Annotated in this window: 19 protein-coding genes and 1 other annotated feature; of the genes, 12 read left to right on the forward strand and 7 right to left on the reverse strand. The window is 64.2% G+C overall.

Annotation, left to right across the window (positions count from 1 at the left end; all coding sequences use genetic code 11):
* The first annotated feature begins 5 nt into the window (after positions 1 to 5).
* The 4 genes from trpD to WS66_RS27250 are packed head-to-tail and all read left to right on the forward strand — an operon-like array spanning position 6 to position 3400.
* Positions 6 to 1037: an anthranilate phosphoribosyltransferase gene (gene trpD, locus WS66_RS27235; RefSeq protein WP_059608056.1), complete on the forward strand. Its 1032-nt coding sequence runs from the start codon at positions 6 to 8 to the stop codon at positions 1035 to 1037.
* A 29-nt stretch (positions 1038 to 1066) separates the two neighbouring features.
* A complete protein-coding gene (gene trpC, locus WS66_RS27240; RefSeq protein WP_059608055.1) occupies positions 1067 to 1852 on the forward strand; it encodes an indole-3-glycerol phosphate synthase TrpC in 786 nt (261 codons plus the stop codon).
* On the forward strand, positions 1852 to 2478 hold the full coding sequence (locus tag WS66_RS27245; protein ID WP_059608054.1) for a CYTH domain-containing protein: 627 nt from the start codon (positions 1852 to 1854) through the stop codon (positions 2476 to 2478). Before trpC ends, WS66_RS27245 begins: the two co-directional genes overlap by 1 nt.
* Before the next feature lie 13 nt (positions 2479 to 2491).
* Positions 2492 to 3400, forward strand: coding sequence for a uracil-DNA glycosylase (locus WS66_RS27250; protein ID WP_059608053.1), 909 nt, complete (start codon positions 2492 to 2494; stop codon positions 3398 to 3400).
* Between the two features lie 119 nt (positions 3401 to 3519).
* Here WS66_RS27250 and WS66_RS27255 read toward each other — a convergent pair whose 3' ends face one another.
* The 4 genes from WS66_RS27255 to WS66_RS27270 form a co-directional block, all read right to left on the reverse strand.
* Positions 3520 to 4116, reverse strand: coding sequence for an FMN-dependent NADH-azoreductase (locus tag WS66_RS27255; RefSeq protein WP_059608052.1), 597 nt, complete (start codon positions 4114 to 4116; stop codon positions 3520 to 3522).
* 147 nt (positions 4117 to 4263) lie between these two features.
* On the reverse strand, positions 4264 to 6063 hold the full coding sequence (locus WS66_RS27260) for a M61 family metallopeptidase (RefSeq protein WP_059608051.1): 1800 nt from the start codon (positions 6061 to 6063) through the stop codon (positions 4264 to 4266).
* Between the two features lie 117 nt (positions 6064 to 6180).
* Entirely contained in the window at positions 6181 to 6909 is a 729-nt protein-coding gene (locus WS66_RS27265; RefSeq protein WP_059608050.1) for a DsbC family protein, read from the reverse strand.
* A 90-nt stretch (positions 6910 to 6999) separates the two neighbouring features.
* The gene (locus tag WS66_RS27270) at positions 7000 to 8178 is read right to left on the reverse strand and encodes a UbiH/UbiF family hydroxylase (RefSeq protein WP_059608049.1); all 1179 of its coding nucleotides are present in this window, start codon (positions 8176 to 8178) and stop codon (positions 7000 to 7002) included.
* A gap of 247 nt (positions 8179 to 8425) precedes the next feature.
* Here WS66_RS27270 and ychF point away from each other — a divergent pair, with 247 nt between their 5' ends.
* From ychF to WS66_RS27300, 6 genes are all read left to right on the forward strand, one after another.
* Positions 8426 to 9520, forward strand: coding sequence for a redox-regulated ATPase YchF (gene ychF, locus WS66_RS27275; protein ID WP_059608048.1), 1095 nt, complete (start codon positions 8426 to 8428; stop codon positions 9518 to 9520).
* A gap of 183 nt (positions 9521 to 9703) precedes the next feature.
* Entirely contained in the window at positions 9704 to 10741 is a 1038-nt protein-coding gene (locus WS66_RS27280; protein ID WP_236872960.1) for a tyrosine-type recombinase/integrase, read from the forward strand.
* A 426-nt stretch (positions 10742 to 11167) separates the two neighbouring features.
* Positions 11168 to 16030: an RHS repeat-associated core domain-containing protein gene (locus tag WS66_RS27285; protein ID WP_108064733.1), complete on the forward strand. Its 4863-nt coding sequence runs from the start codon at positions 11168 to 11170 to the stop codon at positions 16028 to 16030.
* 3 nt (positions 16031 to 16033) lie between these two features.
* On the forward strand, positions 16034 to 16522 hold the full coding sequence (locus WS66_RS33815; RefSeq protein ID WP_159086587.1) for a hypothetical protein: 489 nt from the start codon (positions 16034 to 16036) through the stop codon (positions 16520 to 16522).
* Positions 16523 to 17153: 631 nt separating this feature from the next.
* Positions 17154 to 18391, forward strand: a protein-coding gene (locus WS66_RS27295; protein WP_108064622.1) for an IS3 family transposase whose coding sequence is annotated in 2 segments (ribosomal slippage) — positions 17154 to 17445 and positions 17445 to 18391 — 1239 coding nt in all. Because the reading frame shifts where the segments join, the coding sequence is not laid out codon by codon here.
* Positions 17435 to 17551: a sequence feature (AL1L pseudoknot), on the forward strand. Its footprint overlaps the gene before it by 117 nt.
* Before the next feature lie 69 nt (positions 18392 to 18460).
* On the forward strand, positions 18461 to 19018 hold the full coding sequence (locus WS66_RS27300; protein ID WP_159086588.1) for a hypothetical protein: 558 nt from the start codon (positions 18461 to 18463) through the stop codon (positions 19016 to 19018).
* 498 nt (positions 19019 to 19516) lie between these two features.
* Here the strand turns inward: WS66_RS27300 and gabP are convergent, their stop codons facing one another.
* From gabP to WS66_RS27320, 3 genes are all read right to left on the reverse strand, one after another.
* Positions 19517 to 20908 carry a GABA permease gene (gene gabP / locus WS66_RS27305; protein ID WP_059600629.1) on the reverse strand — a complete coding sequence of 464 codons (1392 nt, stop codon included), beginning with the start codon at positions 20906 to 20908 and terminating at the stop codon, positions 19517 to 19519.
* A 469-nt stretch (positions 20909 to 21377) separates the two neighbouring features.
* Complete coding sequence (locus WS66_RS27315) at positions 21378 to 21722, reverse strand: MmcQ/YjbR family DNA-binding protein (RefSeq protein WP_059600634.1); 345 nt, start codon at positions 21720 to 21722, stop codon at positions 21378 to 21380.
* 104 nt (positions 21723 to 21826) lie between these two features.
* Entirely contained in the window at positions 21827 to 23089 is a 1263-nt protein-coding gene (locus WS66_RS27320) for an MFS transporter (RefSeq protein ID WP_059600627.1), read from the reverse strand.
* 194 nt (positions 23090 to 23283) lie between these two features.
* On the opposite strand from WS66_RS27320, the gene gcvA reads away from it, so the two are divergent.
* On the forward strand, positions 23284 to 24201 hold the full coding sequence (gcvA, locus tag WS66_RS27325; RefSeq protein WP_059600624.1) for a transcriptional regulator GcvA: 918 nt from the start codon (positions 23284 to 23286) through the stop codon (positions 24199 to 24201).
* An 89-nt stretch (positions 24202 to 24290) separates the two neighbouring features.
* Entirely contained in the window at positions 24291 to 24599 is a 309-nt protein-coding gene (locus tag WS66_RS27330) for a DUF3761 domain-containing protein (protein WP_059600622.1), read from the forward strand.
* The last annotated feature ends 65 nt before the right edge of the window (positions 24600 to 24664 follow it).

The following is a 24664-nucleotide window of genomic DNA, read 5'->3' on the forward strand; positions in this document are numbered from 1 at the left end:
GCACGATGACGATTACCCCGCAGGAAGCGTTGCAACGCACGATCGAACACCGCGAGATCTTCCACGACGAGATGCTGCACCTGATGCGGCTCATCATGCGCGGCGACATGTCTCCCGTGATGGCGGCCGCGATCATCACCGGGCTGCGCGTGAAGAAGGAGACGATCGGCGAGATCGCCGCCGCCGCGACCGTGATGCGCGAATTCGCGAACCACGTCGTAGTGCAGGACAACTCGAACTTCGTCGACATCGTCGGCACGGGCGGCGACGGCTCGCACACGTTCAACATCTCGACCGCGTCGATGTTCATCACGGCCGCGGCCGGCGCGAAGGTCGCGAAGCACGGCAACCGCGGCGTGTCGAGCAAGTCCGGCAGCGCCGACGTGCTCGAGGCGCTCGGCGTGAACATCGATCTGCAGCCCGACCAGGTTGCCGCGTCGATCGCCGAAACCGGCATGGGCTTCATGTTCGCGCCGAACCATCATCCGGCGATGAAGAACATCGCGGCCGTGCGCCGCGAGCTCGGCGTGCGGACGATCTTCAACATCCTCGGCCCGCTGACCAATCCGGCCGGCGCGCCGAACCAGCTGATGGGCGTGTTCCATCCCGACCTCGTCGGCATCCAGGTGCGCGTGATGCAGCGCCTCGGCGCGCAGCACGTGCTGGTCGTGTATGGCAAGGACGGGATGGACGAAGTGTCGCTCGGCGCCGCGACGCTCGTCGGCGAATTGCGCGACGGTGAGGTTCACGAATACGAGATCCATCCGGAGGACTTCGGCCTGCAGATGGTGTCGAACCGCACGCTGAAGGTGGAAAATGCCGAAGAATCGCGCACGATGCTGCTCGGCGCGCTGGACAACAAGCCGGGCGTCGCACGCGAGATCGTCACGCTGAACGCGGGCACCGCGCTCTATGCGGCCAATATCGCCGAATCGATCGCGGACGGCATCCAGCTCGCCCGCGAAGCAGTCGCGAGCGGCAAGGCGCGCGCGAAGGTCGACGAACTCGTGCGTTTCACGCAGCAGTTCAAGCGCTGACTCCCTTTACGAATCAAGCAGGAACCCACATGAGCGACATTCTCGACCGAATCATCGCCGTCAAGCGCGACGAAGTCGCGGCGGCCATGCGCAGCACTCCGCTCGAGGCACTGAAGCTGGACGCATCCGCGCGCGACCTCCGCGACTTCGTCGGCGCGCTGCGTGCGAAGCAGGCGGCCGGCAACGCGGCGGTGATCGCCGAAATCAAGAAGGCGAGCCCGTCGAAGGGCGTGCTGCGCGAGCATTTCGTGCCGGCCGACATCGCACGCTCGTATGCGGCGCACGGCGCCGCGTGCCTGTCGGTGCTGACCGACGAGCAATTCTTCCAGGGCAGTGTCCGCTATCTCGAGGAAGCGCGCGCGGCCTGCACGCTGCCGGTGCTGCGCAAGGACTTCATCGTCGATGCGTACCAGATTCTCGAAGCGCGCGCGATGGGCGCCGACGCGATCCTGCTGATCGCGGCCGCGCTCGACACGCCGCTGATGCAGGACCTCGAGGCGTATGCGCACTCGCTCGGCCTTGCGGTGCTGGTCGAAGTTCACGACCGCGACGAGATGGAACAGGCGCTGACGCTGAAGACACCGCTGCTCGGCATCAACAACCGCAATCTGCGAACGTTCGAGACGTCGATCCAGACCACGCTCGACATGCTCGACATGATTCCGCCGGACCGCATGGTCGTGACCGAGTCGGGCATCCTGTCGCGCACCGACGTCGACACGATGCGCGCGGCGAACGTGAACGCGTTCCTCGTCGGCGAGGCGTTCATGCGCGCCGAGCAGCCGGGCGAGGAACTCGCGCGGATGTTCTTCTGATGGCGATCGAAAAGGAAATCAAGCTCGCGCTGCCGGCCGGTCAGGCCGATGCCGCGCGGCGCTTTTTCGAGACGCTGACCGGTGAAGCCGGCGAGGTCATCGCGCTCGCGAACGTCTACTACGACACGCCCGATCTCGCGCTGGCCCGTTCGAAGAGCGCGGTGCGCGTGCGCCGCACGCCGCACGGCTGGCTGCAGACGTTCAAGACGGTCGGCAGCGCGGAAGCCGGCCTGCATCGCCGCCATGAATGGGAGTTGCCCGTCGCCGGCGATGCGCTCGAAATCGATGCGCTCGTCGCCGCGTGCGACGTGCCGAACGCGGCCACCGCGCTGCGCGACGCGGCGCCGGCGCTGCACGCGCTGTTCCGGACGGATTTTTCGCGTACGCTGTGGCGCATCGCAATCGGCGGCGCAACCGTCGAGGCCGCAGTGGACATCGGCGAGATCGTCGTCCAGGCGGAAAACGATACGCGCCGCGAACCGATCAGCGAAATCGAACTCGAACTGATCGACGGCCCGGAAGCTGCGCTCGCGACACTCGCCGCCGAACTGCAGCAAGCGCTGCCGGGCCTCGCCCCCGAAAACATCAGCAAGGCGCAGCGCGGCTACCGGCTGCGCGCGCAATAAACCCGCATCACGCATGGCAACCCGCAAGACTCTCCGCACGCCGCAACAGGCGTCGCTGTTCGACGATCCCGTGCCGGAAACGGCGCTGGACGATGTTTCCGCCTCGGCGCCCGCACCGGCCGCCGCTGGGCGCAGGCCCGCAAAGAAGACCGCGGCAGCCGCCCCGGCCTCCGCCGCGCCGCAGCCCGCTGCCGCCGCGCACGTCCCACACCTCGCCGCGCAGTTCGACGGGCTGCCGGCCGTCTGGCGCGACGTGCTGAAACCCTTCATCGACAGCGATGCGTATGCACCGCTGTGCCGCTTCGTCGACGACGAACGCGCGGCCGGCAAGACGGTCTACCCGACCGACGTGTTTCGGGCGTTGCGCCTGACGAGCCCGGACGACGTGAAGATCGTGATCCTCGGCCAGGACCCGTACCACGGCGACGACCGCGGTACGCCGCAGGCGCATGGCCTGGCGTTCTCGGTGCCGCCGGCCGTGCGCACGCCGCCGTCGCTGCGCAACATCTTCAAGGAAATCGCCGCGAATTTCGGCCACGACACGCCGCGTCACGGCTGCCTCGATACCTGGGCGCGCCAGGGCGTGCTGCTGCTCAACACCGTGCTGACGGTCGAGCGCGGCGCGGCCGCGAGCCACGCGAGGCGCGGCTGGGAACAATGCACGGACACGCTGATCCGCGAACTCGCCAGCCGCCATCGCGGCCTCGTGTTCATGCTGTGGGGCGCGCATGCGCAGGCGAAGCGCGCGCTATTCGATGCGAGCGCGCACTGCGTGCTCGAGGCGCCGCATCCGTCGCCGCTGTCCGCACACCGCGGCTTCCTCGGTTGCCGCCACTTCGCGCTCGCGAACGACTATCTGGTCGAAGCGGGTCGCGAGCCGATCGACTGGCGCCTGCCGGAGGTGGCCGAAACGCTCGCGTAACCGTTCCGCGTTCAACTTCCCGCTTTCGTCTGCATCACGTGAAAACGCCGTGCCCCTTTCGGGACGCGGCGTTTTTTTTCATCTGGCGACGCAGCGGGTGCAACGCACCCGCATCGGCCTTACGCGGCAGCGATCGCTTCGCGGGCGCCGGCGAGCGCGGCGCTCTGTGCATCCGGCCCGAGGTTCAGGCCTTCCGCGTGGATGAAGCTCACGTCGGTCAAGCCGATGAAGCCGAGGAACGTGCGCAGGAACGGCGTCTGGCTGTCGTTCGGCGTGCCGAGGTACTTGCCGCCGCGCGCCGTCACTACGTGAACCTTCTTGCCCTTGATCAGGCCTTCCGGACCGTTCTCGGTGTAGCGGAACGTGACGCCTGCACGGGCGATCCAGTCGAAATACGTCTTCAGTTGCGACGAGACACCGAAGTTGTACATCGGTGCGCCGATCACGATGATGTCGGCGGCCTGCAGTTCAGCGATCAGTGCATCGCTCTTCGCGACGATCGCATTCTGTTCCGCGTTGCGCTGGTCGGCCGGCGTGAAGAATGCGCCGAGCACCGATTCATCGAGGTGCGGCAGCGCGTCGGCCAGCAGGTCGCGAACCACGACCTTCGCGCCGGGGTTCGATTGTTGCAGCTTTGCCGTCAGTTCGTTGGCCAGCAGCGTGGATTGCGCACCTTGCGAGCGCGCCGCGGAATTGATTTGCAGAATGGTCGTCATGTCAGGCTCCGGTTTGGTTGCGCTTCGGTAGCGCGAGTGACGCCATTGTGCGTGGCCGCATGGTCGCGAAAAAGCGGGTTCAAGGCGACGGATTGTTGCAACAGCAGAACAATCGTTGATCGCGCCCCGAAACCCGCTCGTGCATGCTCAGCCCTTCAGCCAGGCTTCCCGGGCCTTGTGCGCGGCAGCCGGCTTTGCAGCGGCCGTGAGCCGGTAGCGCGCGACGTCCGGCCCGTCGAGCTTCAGTTTCGCGGTCCGCAGCTCGTCACGGCGGAATGCGTGCACCTCGACCTTGTCGCCCGGGCGGTAGCGCGCGAGCAGCGTGTCGAGGTTCGTGCCGGTGACGCGCAGCCCGTCGAGCGCGATCAGCGTGTCGCCGGCCGACAGCCCCGCGCGATGCGCGCCGCCGCCTTCGTATACCGCCGCCAGCGTGCAGTCCGCGCCGCCGCGCAGGCGCGCGCCGATCGTCGGCTTCGCGGCCGCGCCAGGCGCGACTTCCGGCGCGAGCGTCACGCCGAACGGCGCGAGCAATTCGGCGAGCGGCAGGTCGCGCGTGCCGTGCACGGCGTCGGAGAACAGCCTGCCGAGCGCGACGCCCGTCGCTTCCTCGATCAGCGTCTCGACCTCGTTTTCCTCGACGCCCGCCTGCTTGCCACGATAGAACTCGCGTCCGTAGCGTTGCCACAGCAAGCGCATCACGTCGTCGAGCGACTTGCGGTTGCGCGTCTGCGCGCGGATCGCGAGATCGAACGCGAGCGCGACGAGCGAACCCTTCGTGTAGTAGCTGACGATCGCATTGGTCGCGTTCTCGTCCTGGCGGTAGTACTTGATCCACGCGTCGAACGAACTTTCCGCGACGCTCTGCTTCAGCCGCCCCGTGCCGCGCAGCACGCCGCCGATGGTACGCCCGAGCGCCGCGAAATATTCGTCCTGCGACATCAGCCCGCTGCGCACGAGCATCAGATCGTCGTAATACGAGGTGAAGCCCTCGAACAGCCACAACAGCGACGTGTAATTTTCGCGCGCGAGGTCATACGGCACGAACGCGGCCGGCTTGATACGCTTCACGTTCCACGTATGGAAATACTCGTGGCTGCACAGGCCGAGGTACGTGCGATAGCCCTCCGTCGTCTCCGGCCGGCCCTTCACCGGCAGATCGGTGCGGTTGCAGATCAGCGCGGTCGACGCACGGTGCTCGAGGCCGCCGTAGCCGTCGCTGACCGCGAGCGTCATGAACACGTAGCGGTCCATCGGCGCCTTCTTCGACTTCGGCTCGAACAGCGCGATCTGCGCCTCGCACACGCGCTTCAGGTCGGCGCGCAGCCGCTCCATGTCGAGCTGCGTCACGCGCCCGGCGATCACGATGTCGTGCGGCACGCCGTGCGCGTCGAACGTCGCCAGCGCGAATTCGCCGATCGTCACCGGATGGTCGGTGAGTTCGTCGTAGTTCGATGCGCGGTACCCGCCGAACCCATAGCGCCGGGTGCCGCGTGCCTCGGGCAGCGACGTACCGACGCGCCACGTGCGGAACGCCGGGCCCGCCGGTTTCGCGATGTCGACCTCGCACGGCGCAGCCTCGTGGCCGGCGACGCTCAGGAACACGGCCGTGGCATTGAAGAAGCCGCCCGATTCGTCGAGATACGCGGAGCGGACCGACAGGTCCCACGCGTACACGTCGTAGCGCAGCGTCAGCGCGCCGTTCACCGGCGCGGCCTGCCACGTGTTCTTGTCGGTTTTCGCGATCCGCACCTTGCGGCCCGCGTCGTTGAACGCGGCGAGCGTCACGATGTTGCGCGCGAACTCGCGCACGAGGTAGCTGCCGGGAATCCACACCGGCAGCGAAAAGCGCTGGCCTTCGGGATCGGGATCGGCGACCGTCACCGACACTTCGAACAGGTGCGCGGCAAGATCTTTCGGGGCAATCGAATAACGGATCGGCTGGGTCATCGTGGGAATCGGACGAAAATCGGACGGAATACGGCAGCGGAAACGAAGAGAGGCGCCGGCTGATATCGCGGGCGCCCCTCGCTGGCCGGGCCATGCAGCCCCGGGGTGTCGGTCAGTTTACTTGCTCGACGCGAGCGCCTGGTTCAGCTGGTCGGCCGACACCGCGCCCGGCAGGCGGCGGCCGTCGGGCAGGAAGATCGTCGGCGTGCCGGTAACGTTCATCCCCCGGCCGAGCGCGAGGTTCTTGTCGAGCGCGGTCGTATCGCAGGTGCCGGCGCCGGTCGGCACGCGATGGTCGAGCATCCAGCTCTGCCAGGTTTTCGCGCGGTCGGTCGCGCACCAGATCGCCTTCGACTTCGCGGTCGAATCGGGCGACAGTACCGGATACAGGAACGTGTAGACGGTCACGTTGTCGATCGACTGCAACGTCGTCTCGAGGCGCTTGCAGTACGGGCAGTTCGGATCGGAGAACACAGCGATCTTGCGTGCGCCGTTGCCCTTGACGACCTTGATCGCGTTCGCGAGCGGCAGGCTCGCGAAATCGATTTTGTTGAGGTCGGAAAGGCGCGCGTCGGTCAGGTTCTTGTGCGTCTTGGTGTCGACGAGATCGCCGAGCAGCACGTAGTCGCCGGCTGCATCGCTATAGATGATCTGCGTACCGAGGTTCACTTCGTACAGGCCCGCGACCGGAGATTTCGACACGCTCTTGATCGGCGCGTCGTTGCCGAGACGCGCTTGCAGCGTGGCTTTCAGCTTGTCGGTGGTCTGGTCGGCCTGCGCGGTGCAGCCGAGCGTCGCCATCGTGACGGCCAGCGCCAGCGATGCGATGCGGATCGTTTTTTTCATCCTGTAGTTCCTTCAGCTCAATCGGAGTGCACGTCACAGTGTACGCCGTAACGGAACCCTGTCCGACAGGCCGAAGGCGCGAAGGTTCGATCAGCCGAGCGCGGCCGACACGAGCCAGCGCTTCACGAGCGGTTGCGCACCGACGAACGCCATGCCCGCGTTGCGCACCGCCTTCGCAAAGGAGCCTGGCACCGCGAACAGCCGCTGCAACCCGTCGGTCGCGACCATCAGCGCCCGGATGTCCTCGCGGCGCGAACGCTCGTAGCGGCGCAGCAGCACCGTATCGCCGAGGTTGCGGAAGCTCTCCTTGTTCGCGATCGCATCGGCGAGCGCGGCGACGTCGCGCAGCCCGAGGTTCATCCCTTGCCCCGCGAGCGGGTGGATCAGATGCGCGGCATCGCCGACGAGCGCGACACGCGGGGCGATCAGCTTGTCGACGGTCTGCAGCGCGAGCGGGAAGCCGGCCGCGGGCGTCACGCATTCGAGTGCCCCGACCTGACCGTGCGACACGCGCTCGACTTCGGCCGCGAGCTGCGCCGGATCGAGTGCGAGCAATTCGTCCGCGTGCGCGGTGTGCGCGGACCACACGAGCGATACGTGACCGTCCGGCAGCGGCAGCAACGCGATGATCTCGCCTTCGTGAAACCACTGGCAGGCCGTCTCGCGGTGCGGCAGCGATGCCTTGAAGTTCGCGACGACGCCGGTTTGCCGGTAGTCGCGCCGTTCGACCTTGGCCCCCATTTGCGAGCGCACCCACGAATGCGCGCCGTCGGCGCCGACGACGAGATCGGCTTCCAGCACCTGCCCCGACGACAGCGTGAGCACGGCCGCGTCGTCGTGCACGTCGAAGCCCTGCGCACGCGCATCGAACCACGTGAGGTTCGGCTGGAACCGCAGCGCGGCATCGAGCGACGTCTCGATCAGCGACGATTCCGCGATCCAGGCCAGTTGCGGCACGGAGGCCTGATACGCGGAGAAATGCAGTTCCGCGTGCGCATCGCCGTACACGCGCATGTCGTAGACCGGCGCGAGCCGGCCATGATCGAGCGCCTGCCAGACTCGCAGCCGCTCCAGCAAGGCCTGCGAGCTGGACGACAGCGCGTAGATGCGCGTGTCGAACGCGAGATCGGCCGGGCGCGGCGTGGCCGGCTGGGCGAGCAAGGCGGTCTTGTAGCCGGACTGGGTCAGCGCGAGCGCGGCCGTCTTGCCGACGAGCCCGCCGCCGACCACGGCGACGTCGAAGGTGTGGTGGGCAGTCATGGCGGGCATTATAGCCGCGGGGCCAATCCCTTACGCGGCCGGACTTTGCGGGAAATCAGCATAATCGCGGGCCGGCCCGGCAGCGCGACGGCCCGCCGCATCGGGCATTCGGGGGAAGGCCGGAAACCGGGGCGTCGGCACGGTACAATAGCGCCTTTGAACGTCGGCCCGCCGCGCCCCACGCGCCGGCCGTCCCTATTTTCCCGCGCCGCCGTGCCCTGTCCGGCCGCGCCGCCTTACCCGTCCGAAGGATTCCATGAGTCTCAAATGCGGCATCGTCGGCTTGCCCAACGTCGGCAAGTCCACCCTGTTCAATGCACTGACCAAGGCCGGCATCGCCGCCGAGAACTACCCGTTCTGCACGATCGAACCGAACGTCGGCATCGTCGAGGTGCCGGACGCGCGCCTGAAGGCGCTCGCCGAGATCATCAACCCGGAGCGCATCGTGCCGGCCGTCGTCGAATTCGTCGACATCGCAGGCCTCGTCGCGGGCGCGAGCAAGGGTGAAGGCCTCGGCAACCAGTTCCTCGCGAACATCCGCGAAACCGATGCGATCACGCACGTCGTGCGCTGCTTCGAGGACGACAACGTCATCCACGTCGCGGGCAAGGTCAGCCCGATCGACGACATCGAAGTGATCAACACCGAACTCGCGCTCGCCGACCTCGGCACCGTCGAGAAGGCGCTCACGCGCTACTCGAAGGCCGCGAAGTCGGGCAACGACAAGGAAGCGGTGAAGCTCGCTGCGGTGCTCGAAAAGGTTCGCGCGCATCTCGACCAGGGCAAGGCCGTGCGCGGCCTGGATCTGTCGGACGACGAGCAGGCGCTGCTCAAGCCGTTCTGCCTGATCACGGCGAAGCCGGCGATGTACGTCGCGAACGTGAAGGACGACGGCTTCGAGAACAACCCTCATCTCGACGCAGTGCGCAAGTACGCGGAAAGCGAGAACTCGCCGGTCGTCGCGGTGTGCGCAGCGATCGAAGCGGAAATCGCCGATCTCGACGATGCGGACAAGGAAGCGTTCCTCGCCGACATGGGCATGGAAGAGCCGGGCCTCGACCGCGTGATCCGCGCGGGTTTCAAGCTGCTCGGCCTGCAGACCTACTTCACCGCGGGCGTGAAGGAAGTGCGCGCGTGGACGATCCATATCGGCGACACGGCGCCGCAAGCGGCCGGCGTGATCCACACCGATTTCGAGCGCGGCTTCATTCGCGCGCAGACGATCGCATTCGACGATTTCGTCGCGTACAAGGGCGAACAGGGTGCGAAGGAAGCCGGCAAGATGCGCGCGGAAGGGAAGGAATACGTCGTGCACGACGGCGATGTGATGAACTTCCTGTTCAACGTCTGACGATTTTTTCTGAACTCAGCAGCGCTCGGCGGACTGAGCAAACCTTTTAAAATTAAGGGCTTGCAAAACAATACGGTTTCCTGAGCGTTCCTATTGTTCATCGAGTTCTGAAAAATTTGGGGGTAGCGTTGGGGTACTCGTGTTCAACCGTGGGGGTACTTCTCCCCGCAGTGGCGTCCAACGATGCCCGAGAATCTACTCACCGACGCCGAGATCAAGTCGGTCAAACCTGCTGATCGAGACCGGAAACTTTCAGACGGCGGGGGCTTGTTCCTGCTGGTCAAGCCAACCGGCGGCAAGCTTTGGCGGTGGAAATACCGCCTGCAAGGCAAAGAAAATCTCTTTGCCATTGGCAGCTTTCCCCGAATAGGTCTTGCAGAGGCGCGCGCCGCCCGGGAACGGGCGCGTGCACTCGTCAAACAAGGCATTCACCCTGCCCATGAGCGGCAACGGGTCAAGCAAACCAACCTTGACCCACTGGAAGGCCGCAAACGCCCTCGTGCAAGCTCGTTCGCCAAGGTGGCGCAGGCGGACTTAGCCGAGATCAAGCCAGTTTTCGCGCCCAGCTCCTACCTCACGAAAGAATCCCGCATCAGGAAGTACCTGTCTCCCAAGGTCGATGGGATGCCGATGAGCGACATTGGCGTCAAGCAGATTCGCCCGCTGTTGGACTGCAATGTATCTGGCACGTGGGCAGCGATCCACATCAAGGGTGACCTGTCTGCCATCTTTGAATTCACCGTGATGCGGGGTCTGGCTGAATCCAATCCGATCCCTAACCTGCGCGGGCTACTCCGTATCCCGGTCAGTGAGACCAAAGCCGTCATGACCCGCGAACAAATTCATGGGCTCTACCAGTCGTTGCAGGGGTACAGAGGCTATCCGGAAACCGCACTTTGCTTGCGTTTGATTGCCCTGACGGCTTGTCGTCCGGGCGAGCCTGCGGATGCTGAATGGGACGAGTTCGACTATAAGGACGCGGTATGGCGCCGCCCCGCCGCCAAGATGAAAGCGCGACGTGACCATATCAGTCCACTTTCCCCGCAAGCCATCGCAGTCCTGAAAGACCTGCAACGCATCACGGGTGGCGGTCACTATTTGTTCCCGCACCGCAGTGCCAAGGGTTTCACAACGCCCAATCGGCTCAGCTACGCCATGCGCGATATGAACCTGGGGCGCGGTACAACACCGCACTGCTGGCGCACGACTTTCTCAACGTGAACCAATGAAAACGGTTATCACCCGGATGCTATTGAGAGGCAACTCGCCCATATCGAAAGCGACAAAGTACGGGTCACCTACAACAAGGCTCTCCTGCTTGCAGACCGGAAGTAGCTGATGCAAGCATGGGCCGACTACCTGAGTGACCTAGCACAATCGTCCTAGTGCCGTGGCCGCATAACGCATCGGTGCAACGTCGAGCGCGGTATGCACTGCTTTACAACCACCGCGTTTGCGGTGAAATGAATTTTGTACAGTTAGCCGCCCATCTAAACGGCTTTTCAGATCGATCCTATATTCAAATCGCGAGTAATTGCGCACGCTTGTGCCTGGAGAATTTCATGTACGTCCACATGCTGAGAGCCTGCTGCTAGTCATTCCTTCACTAGAGGCAGTAGTTGTAGGTGCTCAGTTCCTGGAGCACCGATGGCAAGCCAAGCACCTGAAGCGTCCGCCTCTTCCGCACGTCCCGTCACAGTCGCTCCGCTCAACCAGATCCAACTGGGTGACGTGGCGCTGACCATCGATGCATTTGGCCAATGGCTGGGCGCAATCACCGACGGAGCAGTGACCCTGGATCGCCTGCGCACCGTTGCAGGCAATCTGCCAGCGGTCCGTAACATCCTCAATCTGGCAGACCTGCTGGGCGATATCGTCACCCTCACCACACGCGAGGACCGTGATACCTCGGACTGGGCGATCGCAAGCATCAATCTGATCGGTCTGATGCCGGCCCCGGCCACCGCGCCTGCCCGCATGACGCTGCGGCCTGCACTTTTTCTTGCGCGACAGGAACTGACTGGCGAAAAATCCCTGGTCAGCGAGGCCCTGCTCAACACGTTGACGGTCAATCTGAACAGCAGCATTCGGGGCGAGTTGGACGACTTTGTACAGCAGACCCAACAAAGGCTACCCGGTTTGCTGGATGAAGCCGCGACCTTTGGCGAAAGCCTCATACTGGACCTCGCCAGCGGTCTGGAGACCCTGACTCAGGCGAACAACGTTGTCGGTACAGCGCCCGGCAAAAGCGAATCAGGGAAGTCGTGGCGCGACCCCTCCGACTCGTTTTCCAACCTCTATGACGCGGCGCTTCAGTTTCAGCGCGATGCCGCAACCACAAGCCAGAGCGCACCGGCACAAAGCCTTTCAAAAGAAACACGCGCCAAGATCGCCGCAAACGCCCAGCTACTGCGCCAGTTCGCCGCGCTCTTGGCCAGCCAGGTGCGCGCGCAGGCCAATCCGTCGACGCAAGGTAGTGTCGGGTGGATCGTCGCCGGATTGCATCGGTCGCTCGAAGCGCGAGGGCCGAGCCGTTACCTGGCCGCCAATATCAAGACCGATACGACGAGCCGGGCTGGATCGCTCCATCCAGGTGAATCACTTGAGGCACGCGTCAAAGAACGCCCGGCCGACCAAGACGCCAACGTGTGCAAGATCGGAGCGCCGTCAGGCACCGGCAGCAGCATCAGCTTCGCCATGGGCAGCGAGACCATCGCGCATACCGACTTCGCCTTGCCGGGTCCGTTCCCCATTGAATGGACCCGCACCTACCGCTCCAGCCAGGGCGCTTTCGATGATGGCGAGCTGGGCGCGCGCTGGATCACGCCATACACCACGCGCTTCGACGTGCGGGGCGAAGGCCTGCGCTACCATGGCGCCGACGGGCGCAGCCACGACTACCCGCTGCCCAAGGTCGGACAGTTCCATGAAGATCGCATCGAGGACCTCACCCTGGTTCGTGTACGCGATCATGAGTTGGTGCTGTGTCGTGGCTACGAACGCCGCGAGACCTACCAGCGCCACGGCGACCGCTACCTGCTGGTGCGGATCGAGCTGCGCGGCGGCGCCGGCATGCTGCTCGGCTACGACCACCGTGTTGGCAATCGCGCGGTGCTGTCGGACCTGATCACCTACCAGGACGATCCCAGTCAGCCGCATACCCACCTGGGCACCCTGGTGGACGAAGCGGGCCGCATCACCGGCCTGTGGCTGATGGGCGAGCACGAACCCCTGCGCCGCCTCAGCCTGTACCGCTATGACGAAGCGGGCGACCTCACGCTGGCACAAGACGAGAATGCTGCCGCATGGACCTACCAGTACCAGCACCACCTGATCACCCGCTACACGGACCGCACCGGCCGCGGCATGAACCTGGTGTGGCAGGGCGAGGGCGCGGATGCTAAAGCGGTGCGCGAATGGGCCGACGACGGCAGCTTCGACACCCGCCTGGAGTGGGACGAGAACATCCGCCTTACCTACGTCACCGATGCCCATGGCCAGGAGACCTGGCACTACTACGACCACCTCGGCTACACGCAGGAGACCTGGCACTACTACGACCACCTCGGCTACACGTACCGCATCATCCATCCCGATCAGCGTGAGGAATGGCTGTTCCGCGATGGGGCGAAGAACGTCGTCCAGCATATCCACCCGGACGGCAGCGAGGACTGCTATGCCTATGACGAGAACGGCAACCTGCTGGAGCACATCCGTGCGGACGGCACCACCGTGCATTACGCGTGGGATAGCAAAGACCAGCTCATCAAGATCAGCGACGCCGAGGGCGGCCTCTGGCTGCGCGACTACGATACCCGCGGTCGGCTCACGGAGGCCATCGACCCGCTGGGCAACAAGACCGAGTACGCGTACAACCTGATGGGCCTGCCGATCGGCATCACCGATGCCAACGGCAAGACCAGGCAGCTCGAGTACAACAGCAGCGGCCAGCTCACTCGCTACGTGGACTGCTCGGCCAAGGCCAGCGAATGGGCCTACGACGAGCGCGGCCAGCTCACCCAGTTCACTGACGCAGCGGGCCAGGTCACCCGCTACCGCCACGAGGCCGGCCAGCTCGCCGCCATCCGCTACCCGGACGATACCGAAGAGCACTTCGAGCGCGACGCAGAGGGCCGGCTGCTAACCCACATCGATGCGCTGGGCCGGCGCACCGAATGGGACTACACCGAGGCCGGGCTGCTGGCCAAGCGGGTGGACGCCGCCGGCCAGTCCCTACGCTATCAGTGGGACAAGCTCGGCCAGCTCACCGCGCTGCGCAACGAGAACGGCCGCGATGCCGAGTTCCACTACGACCCGGTGGGCCGTCTGCTGGCGGAAACCGGCTTCGACGGTGCCATCACGCGCTACGAGTACGAGGAGGAGACCGGCAAGCTGGCGCGTGCCATCGACGGGCAGCGCATCACCGCCTATACCTTCGATCCGATGGGCCGCCTCACCGAGCGGCGCGCCGCGCTGCAAACCGGCGACGCTGCCCCGCGCAAGGCCGACTGGCAGATCGAGCGCTTCGCCTACGACCTCAACGGCAACCTCGCACTGGCCAGCAACGCCGACAGTCGCCTGCAATGGTTCCACGACCCGGCCGGCAACCTGGTACGTGAGCACCAGCACTACACCCGCCTGGGCCAGCCGCTGGTGGGCGTGTGGCAGCACGAATACGATGCGCTGAACCAGCGCATCGCTACCGTGCGCCCGGATGGTCACCGCGTCAGCTGGCTCACCTACGGCAGCAGCCACCTGCTGGCGCTGCAGCTCGATGAGCGCGAGCTGGTCAGCTACGAGCGCGACGACCTGCACCGCGAGGTCGCACGGCTGCAAGGCAACCGTCTGCTGCAAACGCAGCAGTGGGATTCAATGGGGCGGCTGAGCGAGCAAGTATTGGCGCGCGACACGCCTGCGCCCACACGCACTGGCGGCGGCAACCGCCTGCTGGTGCGTCGCTACCGCTACGACGCCAGCGGCCAGCTCACCGACATCAACGACACGCGGCGCGGGCAGCTCGCCTACCGCTACGATCCGGTGGGCCGCCTGCTCGAAGCGCAAAGCCGGCTCGGCCACGAGACGTTTGACTTCGATCCGGCCAGCAACCTCATCGACCCGGAAACCCAGCGCGAAGCCGAGCGCCAGCGCATGCCGCGCATCAAGGCGCTGGACAACCTGCTCAAGCAATACGCCGGCACCCATTACCAGTACGACGCGCGCGGCAACCTCACGCAACGTTGGCACAACGGCAAGGAAGACCGTTTTACGTGGGATTTGTTCGACCGCCTGACCCACTACGAAGACGAGCGCCTGAAGGTCGACTACACCTACGATGCGCTCGGGCGGCGCCTGTCCAAGCACAGCCAGGCGCACTACGAGGAAAGAAGGGAAGCGGGGCCACACTGGAACCGCGCCGAGCGTGTGAAACGCAACCGCGCGCTGCAATGCGGCTTCACGTTGTATGGCTGGGACGGCGATACGCTGGCCTGGGAAAGCAAGATCGCCGACGAGGACGGCTTTGGCGCACGCACCACGCACTACGTGTACGAACCCGGCAGCTTTGTGCCGGTAGCGCAGGCGGTGCGCGACGACGCCATCGAATTGCTCGACCAGCCGGAGTACGGCGATTACTACCGGCAGGATGAAGACCCGCTATGGCTGCCGCCGCCGCCCGCACCAGCCATCAACAGCCTGGCGTGGTACCAGTGCGACCACCTCGGCACGCCGCAGGAGCTGACCGACGAGCACAGTGAGATTGCGTGGAGCGCGGAGTACCGCGCCTGGGGTGTTGCGCAGGAGGCAATCAGGAAGGCATCGGGGAAGGCACTGATCGCCAACTCCATCCGGTTCCAGGGGCAATACCATGACCATGAGACCGGGCTGCATTACAACCGGCACAGGTACTACGATCCTAGTAGTGGGCGCTTCGTATCGAAAGATCCGATTGGGCTTGCAGGCGGGTTGAGTCTGTACCAGTTCGCACCGAATCCTGTGGGATGGATGGATCCGTTGGGCTTGACTGGCTCCATTGCGGTGCCGGCGCCCATTTCGATACCCAACTCCGTACCCGTACCATCAGTCAAGCCGGCGGGGTTGCTCTTACCACTCCTTTTGACAGGTGATACCCCCAATCGGCTGCCGTACTACCATGCGACGTATACAAGGACTCATCCAATCACACAGCAGGTGTATTGCGGGCGAACTTCAGGGTATGGTGATCCCAATACGCTGGTGCGCCGGCGAGGGCTACAGCAAGGCCATCTGAATGCAGAGGGATTTGCTTCCCCGGTCTTGGATAAGTTCTCTGTTAATAGAGATGCAATACGTGGGCGGGAGCAACAGCTCATAGATTTCCATGGTGGCGCTCAAAGTGTTGGCGGGAGCACAAGAAACATGATTAATGGGGTCGGGGATTGGAATCCACGCGGCTTCTTGTATGACGCTGCTTCGACGGCGGAATTTGGAGCACTTCCGGACAATTCCCCATCTAGATTCAGAATTTGGAAATAGCGAGTGAAATTCATGACGAGAACATCGCAAAAAACAGCTGAACTGACGAAACTTCTTGGGATATTCGACCAAATCGTTTCTCTCTTGGCCAGTTACCAACACCCGGTGTTGTTGAAATTTAAGGATTCTTGGGAGACTGGTCGTAACAAATACTCTCAAGCACTAGCTGAGGGCGTCTCTGCTTCAACTTTGACTGAGGGAGTAAAACAAGGGCTCAGAGGGGCCAGCGATTTTATGAATTACATACCGATCACCGAAAGAAGGGATTTTATAAAAAAATACAACCAAATTATATTAAATGATTTCCCTGAATTTTTTGATAAGGATGAAAAAAAGATAGGCGCCATCATTAAACGGGGGAAAATTAGGAGCGAAGATGAGTTCTATCTTGTAGAGTTTTTCTTCGAGCGCCAGCATGAAGCGAATCCGGACGGGGAGGACACAATCGCTCTGCGCCGAATCATGGATGAGTTTGAATTTGGAGGGCGGTGAGTTTGATGCTGGCCAAGACGGCTCCGGATGACAGTTCTCACCGCCCCAGGTACCCCGCCGTAATCTGGGCCTCCTGACTCAGGACGCCAAGGGGGCTATGAATGGGTTAGGCTCTCCGTAACGTTCAATAGATCGCAAATAGGGAATTTTTATGCGGGAAGACATCAAACAAGCAATCGAATGCTGGGCCTCTAGGCCAACCTGGTTCAGTTCGCATCCCAGCGATGCCAGGGAGCTTAGGCAAGCAATATCCAACCTTAAAAGGCTTGTGCCACGTCCTACAGAAAGTGAACTGGTAGCTGTCATATACCATCGGGTAAAGGATCTGCCGGCGATGCTCGGAACCCCCGTGGACATAGAAAAGGCGGTAGCAGAGTTCGCTTCGAAGATGGCTGCAAGGATCTAGATTTTGTATTGCACCGTGCTGTTCCGAAGTAACTGCCGTAGCCTCCGGTTCCCGGGCGTCGTAGAGCTCCAAGTGATCTCACCAAGATGGCCAAATCGATGACCAGAAATGGCGGAAAAAAAAGCGCAGTGACCTTCCGGACGGCCAAGCCCGCTCGGACAAGAAATGTCCAAGGTGAACCGCACCGGATTTTGTGGAGGCTCGTATTCTTGAGAGAATCGAGTCATGAACAAGAAGGCAAGCAAATTTTCCCCGGAAGTGCGGGAGCGCGCAGTGCGTCTGGTACGCGAACAGCGTAGCGAACACCCGTCGATGTGGGCAGCGGTCGAATCGATTGCGCCGATGATCGGCTGTACGCCGCAGACGCTGCTGGATTGGGTCAAACGCGACGAGGTCGACCGCGGGGAGCGCGATGGCGTGAGCACGGCCGAGCGTGAACGCATCAAGGCCCTGGAACGCGAGGTCAAGGAACTGCGCCGGACCAACGAGATTCTCAAGCTGGCGAGCGCGTTTTTCGCCCAGGCGGAGCTCGACCGCCGTTTCAAGTCCTGAAGGCCTTCATTGATCAGCATCGCGACACCTTCGGGGTCGAGCCGATCTGCAAGGTCTTGCGGATTGCCCCGTCGGGCTACCGACGCCATGCTGCGCAGCTTCGCGATCCGTCCAAACGCTGCGCCCGCGCCAAACGCGATGAGCTTCTGCAGCCGGAGATCAAGCGTGTCTGGCAGGCCAACATGCAGGTCTATGGCGTGCCGAAGGTCTGGAAGCAGATGAACCGTGAGGGCATCTTGGTCGCACGCTGCACGGTCGGGCGGTTGATGAAGCTGCAGGGCTTGCGAGGCGCAGTTCGCGGCAAGCGAGTTCGCACGACGACTCCCGATTCGAGCGCGCCGTGCCCGCTGGATCGGGTGAACCGGCAGTTCAAGGCTGAGCGACCGAATCAGCTTTGGGTGTCGGATTTCACCTACGTCTCGACATGGCGGGGCTGGCTTTACGTGGCGTTCGTCATCGACGTGTTCGCCCGTCGTATCGTTGGCTGGCGCGTCAGTTCGTCGATGACCACGGACTTTGTTCTGGATGCACTTGAACAGGCGCTGTACGCTCGCCAACCGGGTGACGACGGGACATTGATACATCACTCCGATAGAGGGGCGCAATATGTCAGCATTCGGTACAGCGAACGGCTGGCTGAGGCCGGCATCGAGCCGTCGGTCGGCAGCCGGGGCGACAGCTACGACAATGCGCTGGCCGAAACGATCAATGGCCTGTACAAGACGGAACTGATTCATCGGCGCGCCCCTTGGAAAACGAGGGAATCCGTCGAACTGGCAACGCTGCAATGGGTGGCCTGGTACAACCATCATCGGTTGATGGAACCGCTCGGCTATATCCCGCCCGCTGAGGCTGAGGCAAACTACTACAGGCAACTCAGAAATGCCGCTGACTTGCCTGCATTAACTTAAACCAACCGGCCTCCACGATTCCCGGCGCGGTTCAAGGTGTAGGTGTTCGGTGTAGAGGGTAGTGATCCTATGAATGATTACTTCAACGATTGCAGACGTTCTTCACGGTCTGAGGTAGCAACGGCGGTCCCCTGGATGTTAGTTGCGAAGGAACTGAAAGGTGATCTCCCATTCTTCGGCACCGTTGGCCTGATTTGCGGGCTGGTTCAGTGGGTGGGCTATCGGCATTTCGACAAGGCGAATTGGGGCTCTGAACTGCTTCAGGAACACATCGCCTTCAATTCGCTACTGTTGACCGTGATGTTTCTGTGGCTCGCCAAAGGATTGGTCGAGCGGCTACGCACCACACGCGAATATCTCCGCTTCACGGCATTCGTTGCCCACGTGTCCGCTCGTGCTGTGGCGTTCGCCTCCGTTGCGGCTGCAGTTATCGCAGGTTTCGCGCTTGCAGCAGCTCTGTGCGGCGCCTTCGGTCATGCCTTATGGTTCATGTTCTTCGCAACGTATTTCGTCGCGCTAGCCGAAATCGCCGCGAATCCATTCTTTCCGCCGGGACATTCCAGAGCCTACGCGGTATCCATGGGGATCATCATCTCCATGCCATTGAGCATCACTTTGATGCGATGAAACGTCTGTGGGCTACACGGACCAATCGATAGGCGGTCAAGTTGGCCTAGTTGATGCATAGATGATTCGCCCCCGCGCCCTAGCAGTTTGGCAGTTATGGGGTTTGGCCCTTTCCACGGTTAGACCGCAGACGGAAGGTGGGGCAATGGCCTAGGTGGAGCGTGGCCGCAAGTGGCCGTTCTGCAGCAAGAGTTCACATTCACTTTGGGGGTACAACCGGGGGTACCTCCCGAAGGTGCCTAAGCCTCGCCAAACCTCTTCTGCAGTGGAGAACTAATAAGGACGAGGCTTCCCGGCCGGTGGCTTTTCAGACTTCCGCTTCAACGTCTGATACGTGCAATGCCGATGCCGTGCGATACGCTCGGCATCGCATGATGCGCATCCGGCACGAAAAGCAAATGGGCCGATTGGCAAATGCCAATCGGCCCATTTTTCATCCGCGGGCTTGCCCGTCGGCCAAAGACGAGCACCGCTGCCCGCCTTCAGATCGTCACGTCATCACGTCGCCGACACCCGCCGCCCAGCACCTGCTCGCGCATCACGACCGCGCTTGTTCAACCACGAAGCAAACAACACGAGCAGCGCGAGCACGGCCGTCGCCCCCACTTCCATCCGGTGTTCCTCGCTGACGAACATCACGGTCAGCGTGCCGCAGATGAACACGATCACCGCCCACGTGAGCCACGGGAACAGCCACATCCGCAGCGTCAGGTCGGCGCCGCTCGATTCGAGCGTCTTGCGCATCCGCAGCTGCGAGATCGCGATCACGAGATACACGAGCAGCGCGATCGCGCCCGACGTCGCCAGCAGGAAGCCGAATACCTGCTCCGGCATCAGGTAGTTCGCGATCACGGTCAGGAAACCGAATGCGGTCGATGCGAGCACGGCCGCACGCGGCGTGCCGGTCGAATCGGTGCTATGCAGGAACGCGGGCGCGTCCTTGCGCTTGGACAGCGAGAACAGCATCCGCGATGCGGTGTAGAGCGCGGAATTAAGGCAGCTCGCGACGGACACGAGCACGATCACGTCGATGATCGCCTTCGCGTTCGGAACACCGATCAGCTCCATCGCGCGCTGATACGAGCCGTGCTTCGGCAGCAGCGGATCGTTCCACGGCACGATGGCCGCGACGACGAGGATCGAGCCGAGATAGAACAGCGTGATACGCCAGATGACGGAGTTCGTCGCACGCACGATCTGGCGTTGCGGGTTGTCCGACTCGGCGGCCGCGATCGTCACGATCTCGGTGCCGAGAAACGAGAACATCGTCGTCAGCATCGCCGCGAGCACCGCGCCGGCGCCGTTCGGCATGAAGCCCTGGTGCGCGAAGAGGTTCGACACGCCCGATACGGCCGGCGCGGGCACGATACCGACGATCGCCGCGCCGCCGATGCACAGGAACACGACGATCGCGATGACCTTGATCAGCGCGAACCAGAATTCGAATTCGCCGTAGTTCTTGACCGAGAAGAGGTTGGTGATCGTCAGCAGCAACGTGATGCCGAGCGCGAAAATCCAGGTCGCGACGCCGGGGAACCATGCATTGAGAATGGTCGCGGCGGCCGTCGCCTCGATCGGGATCACGAGCACCCAGAACCACCAGTACAGCCAGCCGATGGTGAAACCGGCCCAGTGGCCGATCGCGCGATCGGCATAGGTCGAGAACGAACCGCTGTCCGGATGCGCGACGGCCATCTCGCCGAGCATGCGCATCACCAGCACGACCAGGACGCCCGCGATCGCATACGCGAGGATCGAAGCCGGGCCGGCTTCCGCGATCGCGTGGCCGGAGCCGACGAACAAGCCGGCGCCGATGACGCCGGCAATCGACATCATCGTCACGTGACGCTGCTTCAGACCCGTGCCGAGGCCTGTCTTGCTTCCACTCATGTGTCTCTCTCCAAAAAACGGTTCCGATATGACCGGGTGTCGCATGAAGGCGGCGCGGGATTTGTCGTTGTTGAATCCGGCAGCGCGCCGCGCATGCGCGGCATGCGGGCAGGGAGCCGGATCGAGCCTGTTCCGGTCGGTGCGCGCCGCAGTCTGCGAAGCTGCGGGTGCGATGCGGCACACGGGGCGCCGGCGCATCGCGTGCGCCCTTTCCGTCGGCTGTTGGTCAGCCGCCTTCGAAGCGAAGGAGTGTAAGCATCAAACGGTTCTTGACTAAGAACCAATTGAAGAATTTCGATGGAACCACTTGTTGCATCGATGCGAACCGATGCAACGCTTGGTCCGGTTCGGCTATCCGCTCATGAGCCGCCGGATCGGGAAACGCGCGGTGAGACATGCCCGCCCGACATCGCAACGGACGCATTCCGTCAAGGTGGTTTGTGTGCCGCGCAGGTGCTGCGCCGGATGCTCAGGTCGCGCCGCCCGGCCCTGCGTCCCGCCATTTGGCCGGCACGATCGCGCGCCATTCTCGCAGAAGCAGGTTTTTCACGGCGTCAGGATGCGCGGCCGACAAGCGCACCAGCACGATCGGCCAGCCCGCATAGTGATCGGTCACGTAATACACGTCGGGCTCCGATTCGATCAGCCACGCGCGCTCGTCGGGGCCGACGCCCCGCACGACGAGCGTGTCGCCGTCCTCGCGCAGACGCGCGAGCATCTTGCCCTTCACCCGGAGTGCGGGCGTGCCGTACGACTTGCCTTCCTCGACACCCCGCCATGCCAGCACGACCTGCCGAACTTCGTCGAATGTCACGATGCGCCTCCGCCCGTTGGTGATCGACGTCCCGGACACCGTAGCGGAAATCGGGGATGGCGCCTAGCCGAGCGGCGTCTGGCCGCGCGCCCGGCGACGCGCGTCTAGCGACCCGCCGCGCACGCCGCCACCGGCGCGCGCCCCGTGGCGGCAACGATCGCAAACGCGATCGCATTCGCGGCCGCGCTGGCCAGGATCGGCACGAGATAGCCGCCGCCCGCGTCGTAGATGAAACCGGCGGCGGCAGGCCCGATCAGCGTGCCGAACGCGACGCTCGTGTACAGCATGCCGATGATCGCGCTCACGTTGCGGCCGCCGAAGTAGTCCATCACGACGGCCGGCAGCACGGCGACCCAGCCGCCGTAGAACACGCCGAACACGAGTGCGAACGCGGCCAGCGTCGCGACGCTTCCGGCACCGGCCCACGCCGAGAGCGCGGCCGCCATGCCTGCGAACATCGCGAGCAGCGACGCGCGGCGGCCGAAGCGGTCGGCGACGCCGCCGAGGAAGAAGCGCCCTGCCGTGCTGCCGACGCCGATCGCGCCGAGCAGCAGCACGGCCGTCGACTGCGCGACGCCGTGATCGAGCGCGTACGGCACGAGATGCACGAACGGCACGAACACACCGAACGAGCAGACGAGGCATGCCGCATACAGGCTCGCGAACGGTCGCGACGTGACGGCTTCGCGCACGGTCGCGCCGGCGGGCACCGATGAAGTGGCACCGGGCTGCCCGTCGCGCGATTGCGCACGCGCCGCATCGCCGTCGGGCAGCAATCCGCGCCCGCGCGGATCGTTCTCGATCAGCAGCGACATGCCCGCGCCCACCACTACCGCGATCGCCGCGAGGGTGACGTACGCGCCGCGCCAGCCGACGTGCGCGATCAGCGCGGATGCGAGCGGCGGCATCACGAGCGTGCCGACGCCGATCCCCGCGACCGCGAGCCCCGACGCGAATCCGCGCCGCCGCACGAACCAGCGTTGCACGGCGCCGACGGCCGGCACGTATGCGCAGCCGACGCCGAGGCCGACACCGAGCCCGTACGCGACATAGACCTGCAGCAGCGTATGCGCGGCACCGGCCGCCGCGAGACCCGCTGCCGTCAGCAACATGCCGGCGACGGCGAGCCGCCGCGAGCCGAAGCGATCGGCAAGCGGGCCGCTGACGATGCCGAAGCCGAAATACAGGAAGCCGGCCAGCGAGAACACGAGCGAGATCTGCCCGCGCGATGCCGCGAAATCACGCTGGAGCGACTCGACGAACGCGCTGAACGTGTAAGCACTGCCGAAGCCGACGAACGTGACGGCGAATGCGGCCGCCACCACATACCAGCCGTAGAAGACGCGCGATGCGCGCAGGCTGCTCATGACGATCCTCCTTTCAGGTTCCGCCGGACGCCGCACGGCATCCGGATTGCCTCATGGATATAGTTGAACTATGTTGATCGCATCGACAGCGCAAAACCCGCTTACCACGGATACGATCCAATGCAACAACGGTACTCGTGCACGCTCGTCGCCTCAAACGATATTTCATCGGTCTTTCGCTTTAGAAAAACTCAATGATCGGTTCACGCCTTCCACCGCTCAACGCGTTGCGTGCGTTCGAGGCGGCCGCCCGCCACCTGTCGGTGAAATCGGCGGCCGAGGAGTTGTCGGTCACGCCGGGGGCGGTGAGCCAGATGATCCGCACGCTCGAGACGCATCTCGGCGTACAGCTGTTCGAGCGCGTGAATCGCGGCATCCTGCTGACCGCCGCGGGCCGCGACTTCCTGCCGCCCGTGCGCAACGCGTTCCGGCAGATCGCCGACGCGTCGCAGCGTGTGTCGGGGGCCGCCGACAGCGGCGTGCTGACGGTGAGCGTCACTCCCTTTTTTGCGTCCGCGTGGCTCGTGCCGCGCCTCGCGCAGTTCCGCGACGCGTGCCCGGACGTCGACCTGCAGATCGTCACGAGCCACGCGCTCGCCGATTTCTCGCGCGACGGCGTCGACGTCGCGATCCGCCACGGTCTCGGCCGCTACATCGGGCTATGCAGCGAACGGTTGCTCACCGTGGAGATCGTCGCGCTGGCGGCGCCGGCACTCGTCGCGCGGCTGGGCCTTCCGGCCACACCCGCCGACCTGGCCGGATGGCCGCATCAGCACGACGCCGAGCGCAAGGGCTGGCACATCTGGTTCGACGCGCAGCGAATCGCTGATTTCGGTCCGCCGCGCGGCCCCGCGTTCGACGATTCCGGTCTGTTGCTGCAGGCGATCCTCGCCGGCCAGGGCGCCGGCCTGCTGCCGGCGGCGATGGTGCGCAACGAGCTCGCGAGCGGCCGGCTCGTGCAGCTTGCCGACGTCGCCTGGCTCGACGATTTCGCGTACTACCTCGTCTATCCGCCGCACCATGCGGAACGCGCGAAAGTCGCCGCGTTCCGCCGATGGATTCTCGAGGCCGCACAGGCCGACGGCGCGGCATCGATGACCGGCGCGGCGTAGCGTCGCTGCCCCGTTGGGCTGCGGCAACGATCTTCGGCCGATCGGCTAACATGCGGCCCGCACCCGACAACGACATCCGGAGAGCGACCATGCCTGCCCTGCTCCGCCGCATGACGCGCATCGCGACCCTGTCGGCCGCGCTGTTCGTCGCGTGTGCCGCCCTGCCGCCCGCGGCGCACGCGTATCGCGCGTCGCCCGGCTACGCTAACGAAGCCGACCTCGACCGGCACGACACGTACCGCAATCGCGACGGCGACACCATCCATGCGCCGGCCCACTCGAAATCGGGCCGCGTGCCCGAGGGCGCGAGCGCGCGCTGCCGCGACGGCACGTATAGTTTCAGCCGCCATCGGCGCGGCACCTGCTCCGGGCACGGCGGCGTCGCCGCGTGGCTGTGAACGCGGGTCGGCCGGATGGCCTGCGCGGTGCCAGCGGCAGCCGGCGGCGAAGTACAATACGCGCT

The organism is Burkholderia sp. LA-2-3-30-S1-D2, assembly GCF_001523915.2.
Lineage (GTDB): Bacteria > Pseudomonadota > Gammaproteobacteria > Burkholderiales > Burkholderiaceae > Burkholderia > Burkholderia diffusa.

What these genes read in the sequence shown, in the direction of transcription:
- trpD (WP_059608056.1), top strand. Translation starts at nt 6, where the DNA reads ATGACGATTACCCCGCAGGAAGCGTTGCAACGCACGATCGAACACCGC.
- trpC (WP_059608055.1), top strand. Translation starts at nt 1,067, where the DNA reads ATGAGCGACATTCTCGACCGAATCATCGCCGTCAAGCGCGACGAAGTC.
- WS66_RS27245 (WP_059608054.1), top strand. Translation starts at nt 1,852, where the DNA reads ATGGCGATCGAAAAGGAAATCAAGCTCGCGCTGCCGGCCGGTCAGGCC.
- WS66_RS27250 (WP_059608053.1), top strand. Translation starts at nt 2,492, where the DNA reads ATGGCAACCCGCAAGACTCTCCGCACGCCGCAACAGGCGTCGCTGTTC.
- WS66_RS27255 (WP_059608052.1), bottom strand. Translation starts at nt 4,116, where the DNA reads ATGACGACCATTCTGCAAATCAATTCCGCGGCGCGCTCGCAAGGTGCG.
- WS66_RS27260 (WP_059608051.1), bottom strand. Translation starts at nt 6,063, where the DNA reads ATGACCCAGCCGATCCGTTATTCGATTGCCCCGAAAGATCTTGCCGCG.
- WS66_RS27265 (WP_059608050.1), bottom strand. Translation starts at nt 6,909, where the DNA reads ATGAAAAAAACGATCCGCATCGCATCGCTGGCGCTGGCCGTCACGATG.
- WS66_RS27270 (WP_059608049.1), bottom strand. Translation starts at nt 8,178, where the DNA reads ATGCCCGCCATGACTGCCCACCACACCTTCGACGTCGCCGTGGTCGGC.
- ychF (WP_059608048.1), top strand. Translation starts at nt 8,426, where the DNA reads ATGAGTCTCAAATGCGGCATCGTCGGCTTGCCCAACGTCGGCAAGTCC.
- WS66_RS27280 (WP_236872960.1), top strand. Translation starts at nt 9,704, where the DNA reads ATGCCCGAGAATCTACTCACCGACGCCGAGATCAAGTCGGTCAAACCT.
- WS66_RS27285 (WP_108064733.1), top strand. Translation starts at nt 11,168, where the DNA reads ATGGCAAGCCAAGCACCTGAAGCGTCCGCCTCTTCCGCACGTCCCGTC.
- WS66_RS27300 (WP_159086588.1), top strand. Translation starts at nt 18,461, where the DNA reads ATGAATGATTACTTCAACGATTGCAGACGTTCTTCACGGTCTGAGGTA.
- gabP (WP_059600629.1), bottom strand. Translation starts at nt 20,908, where the DNA reads ATGAGTGGAAGCAAGACAGGCCTCGGCACGGGTCTGAAGCAGCGTCAC.
- WS66_RS27320 (WP_059600627.1), bottom strand. Translation starts at nt 23,089, where the DNA reads ATGAGCAGCCTGCGCGCATCGCGCGTCTTCTACGGCTGGTATGTGGTG.
- gcvA (WP_059600624.1), top strand. Translation starts at nt 23,284, where the DNA reads ATGATCGGTTCACGCCTTCCACCGCTCAACGCGTTGCGTGCGTTCGAG.
- WS66_RS27330 (WP_059600622.1), top strand. Translation starts at nt 24,291, where the DNA reads ATGCCTGCCCTGCTCCGCCGCATGACGCGCATCGCGACCCTGTCGGCC.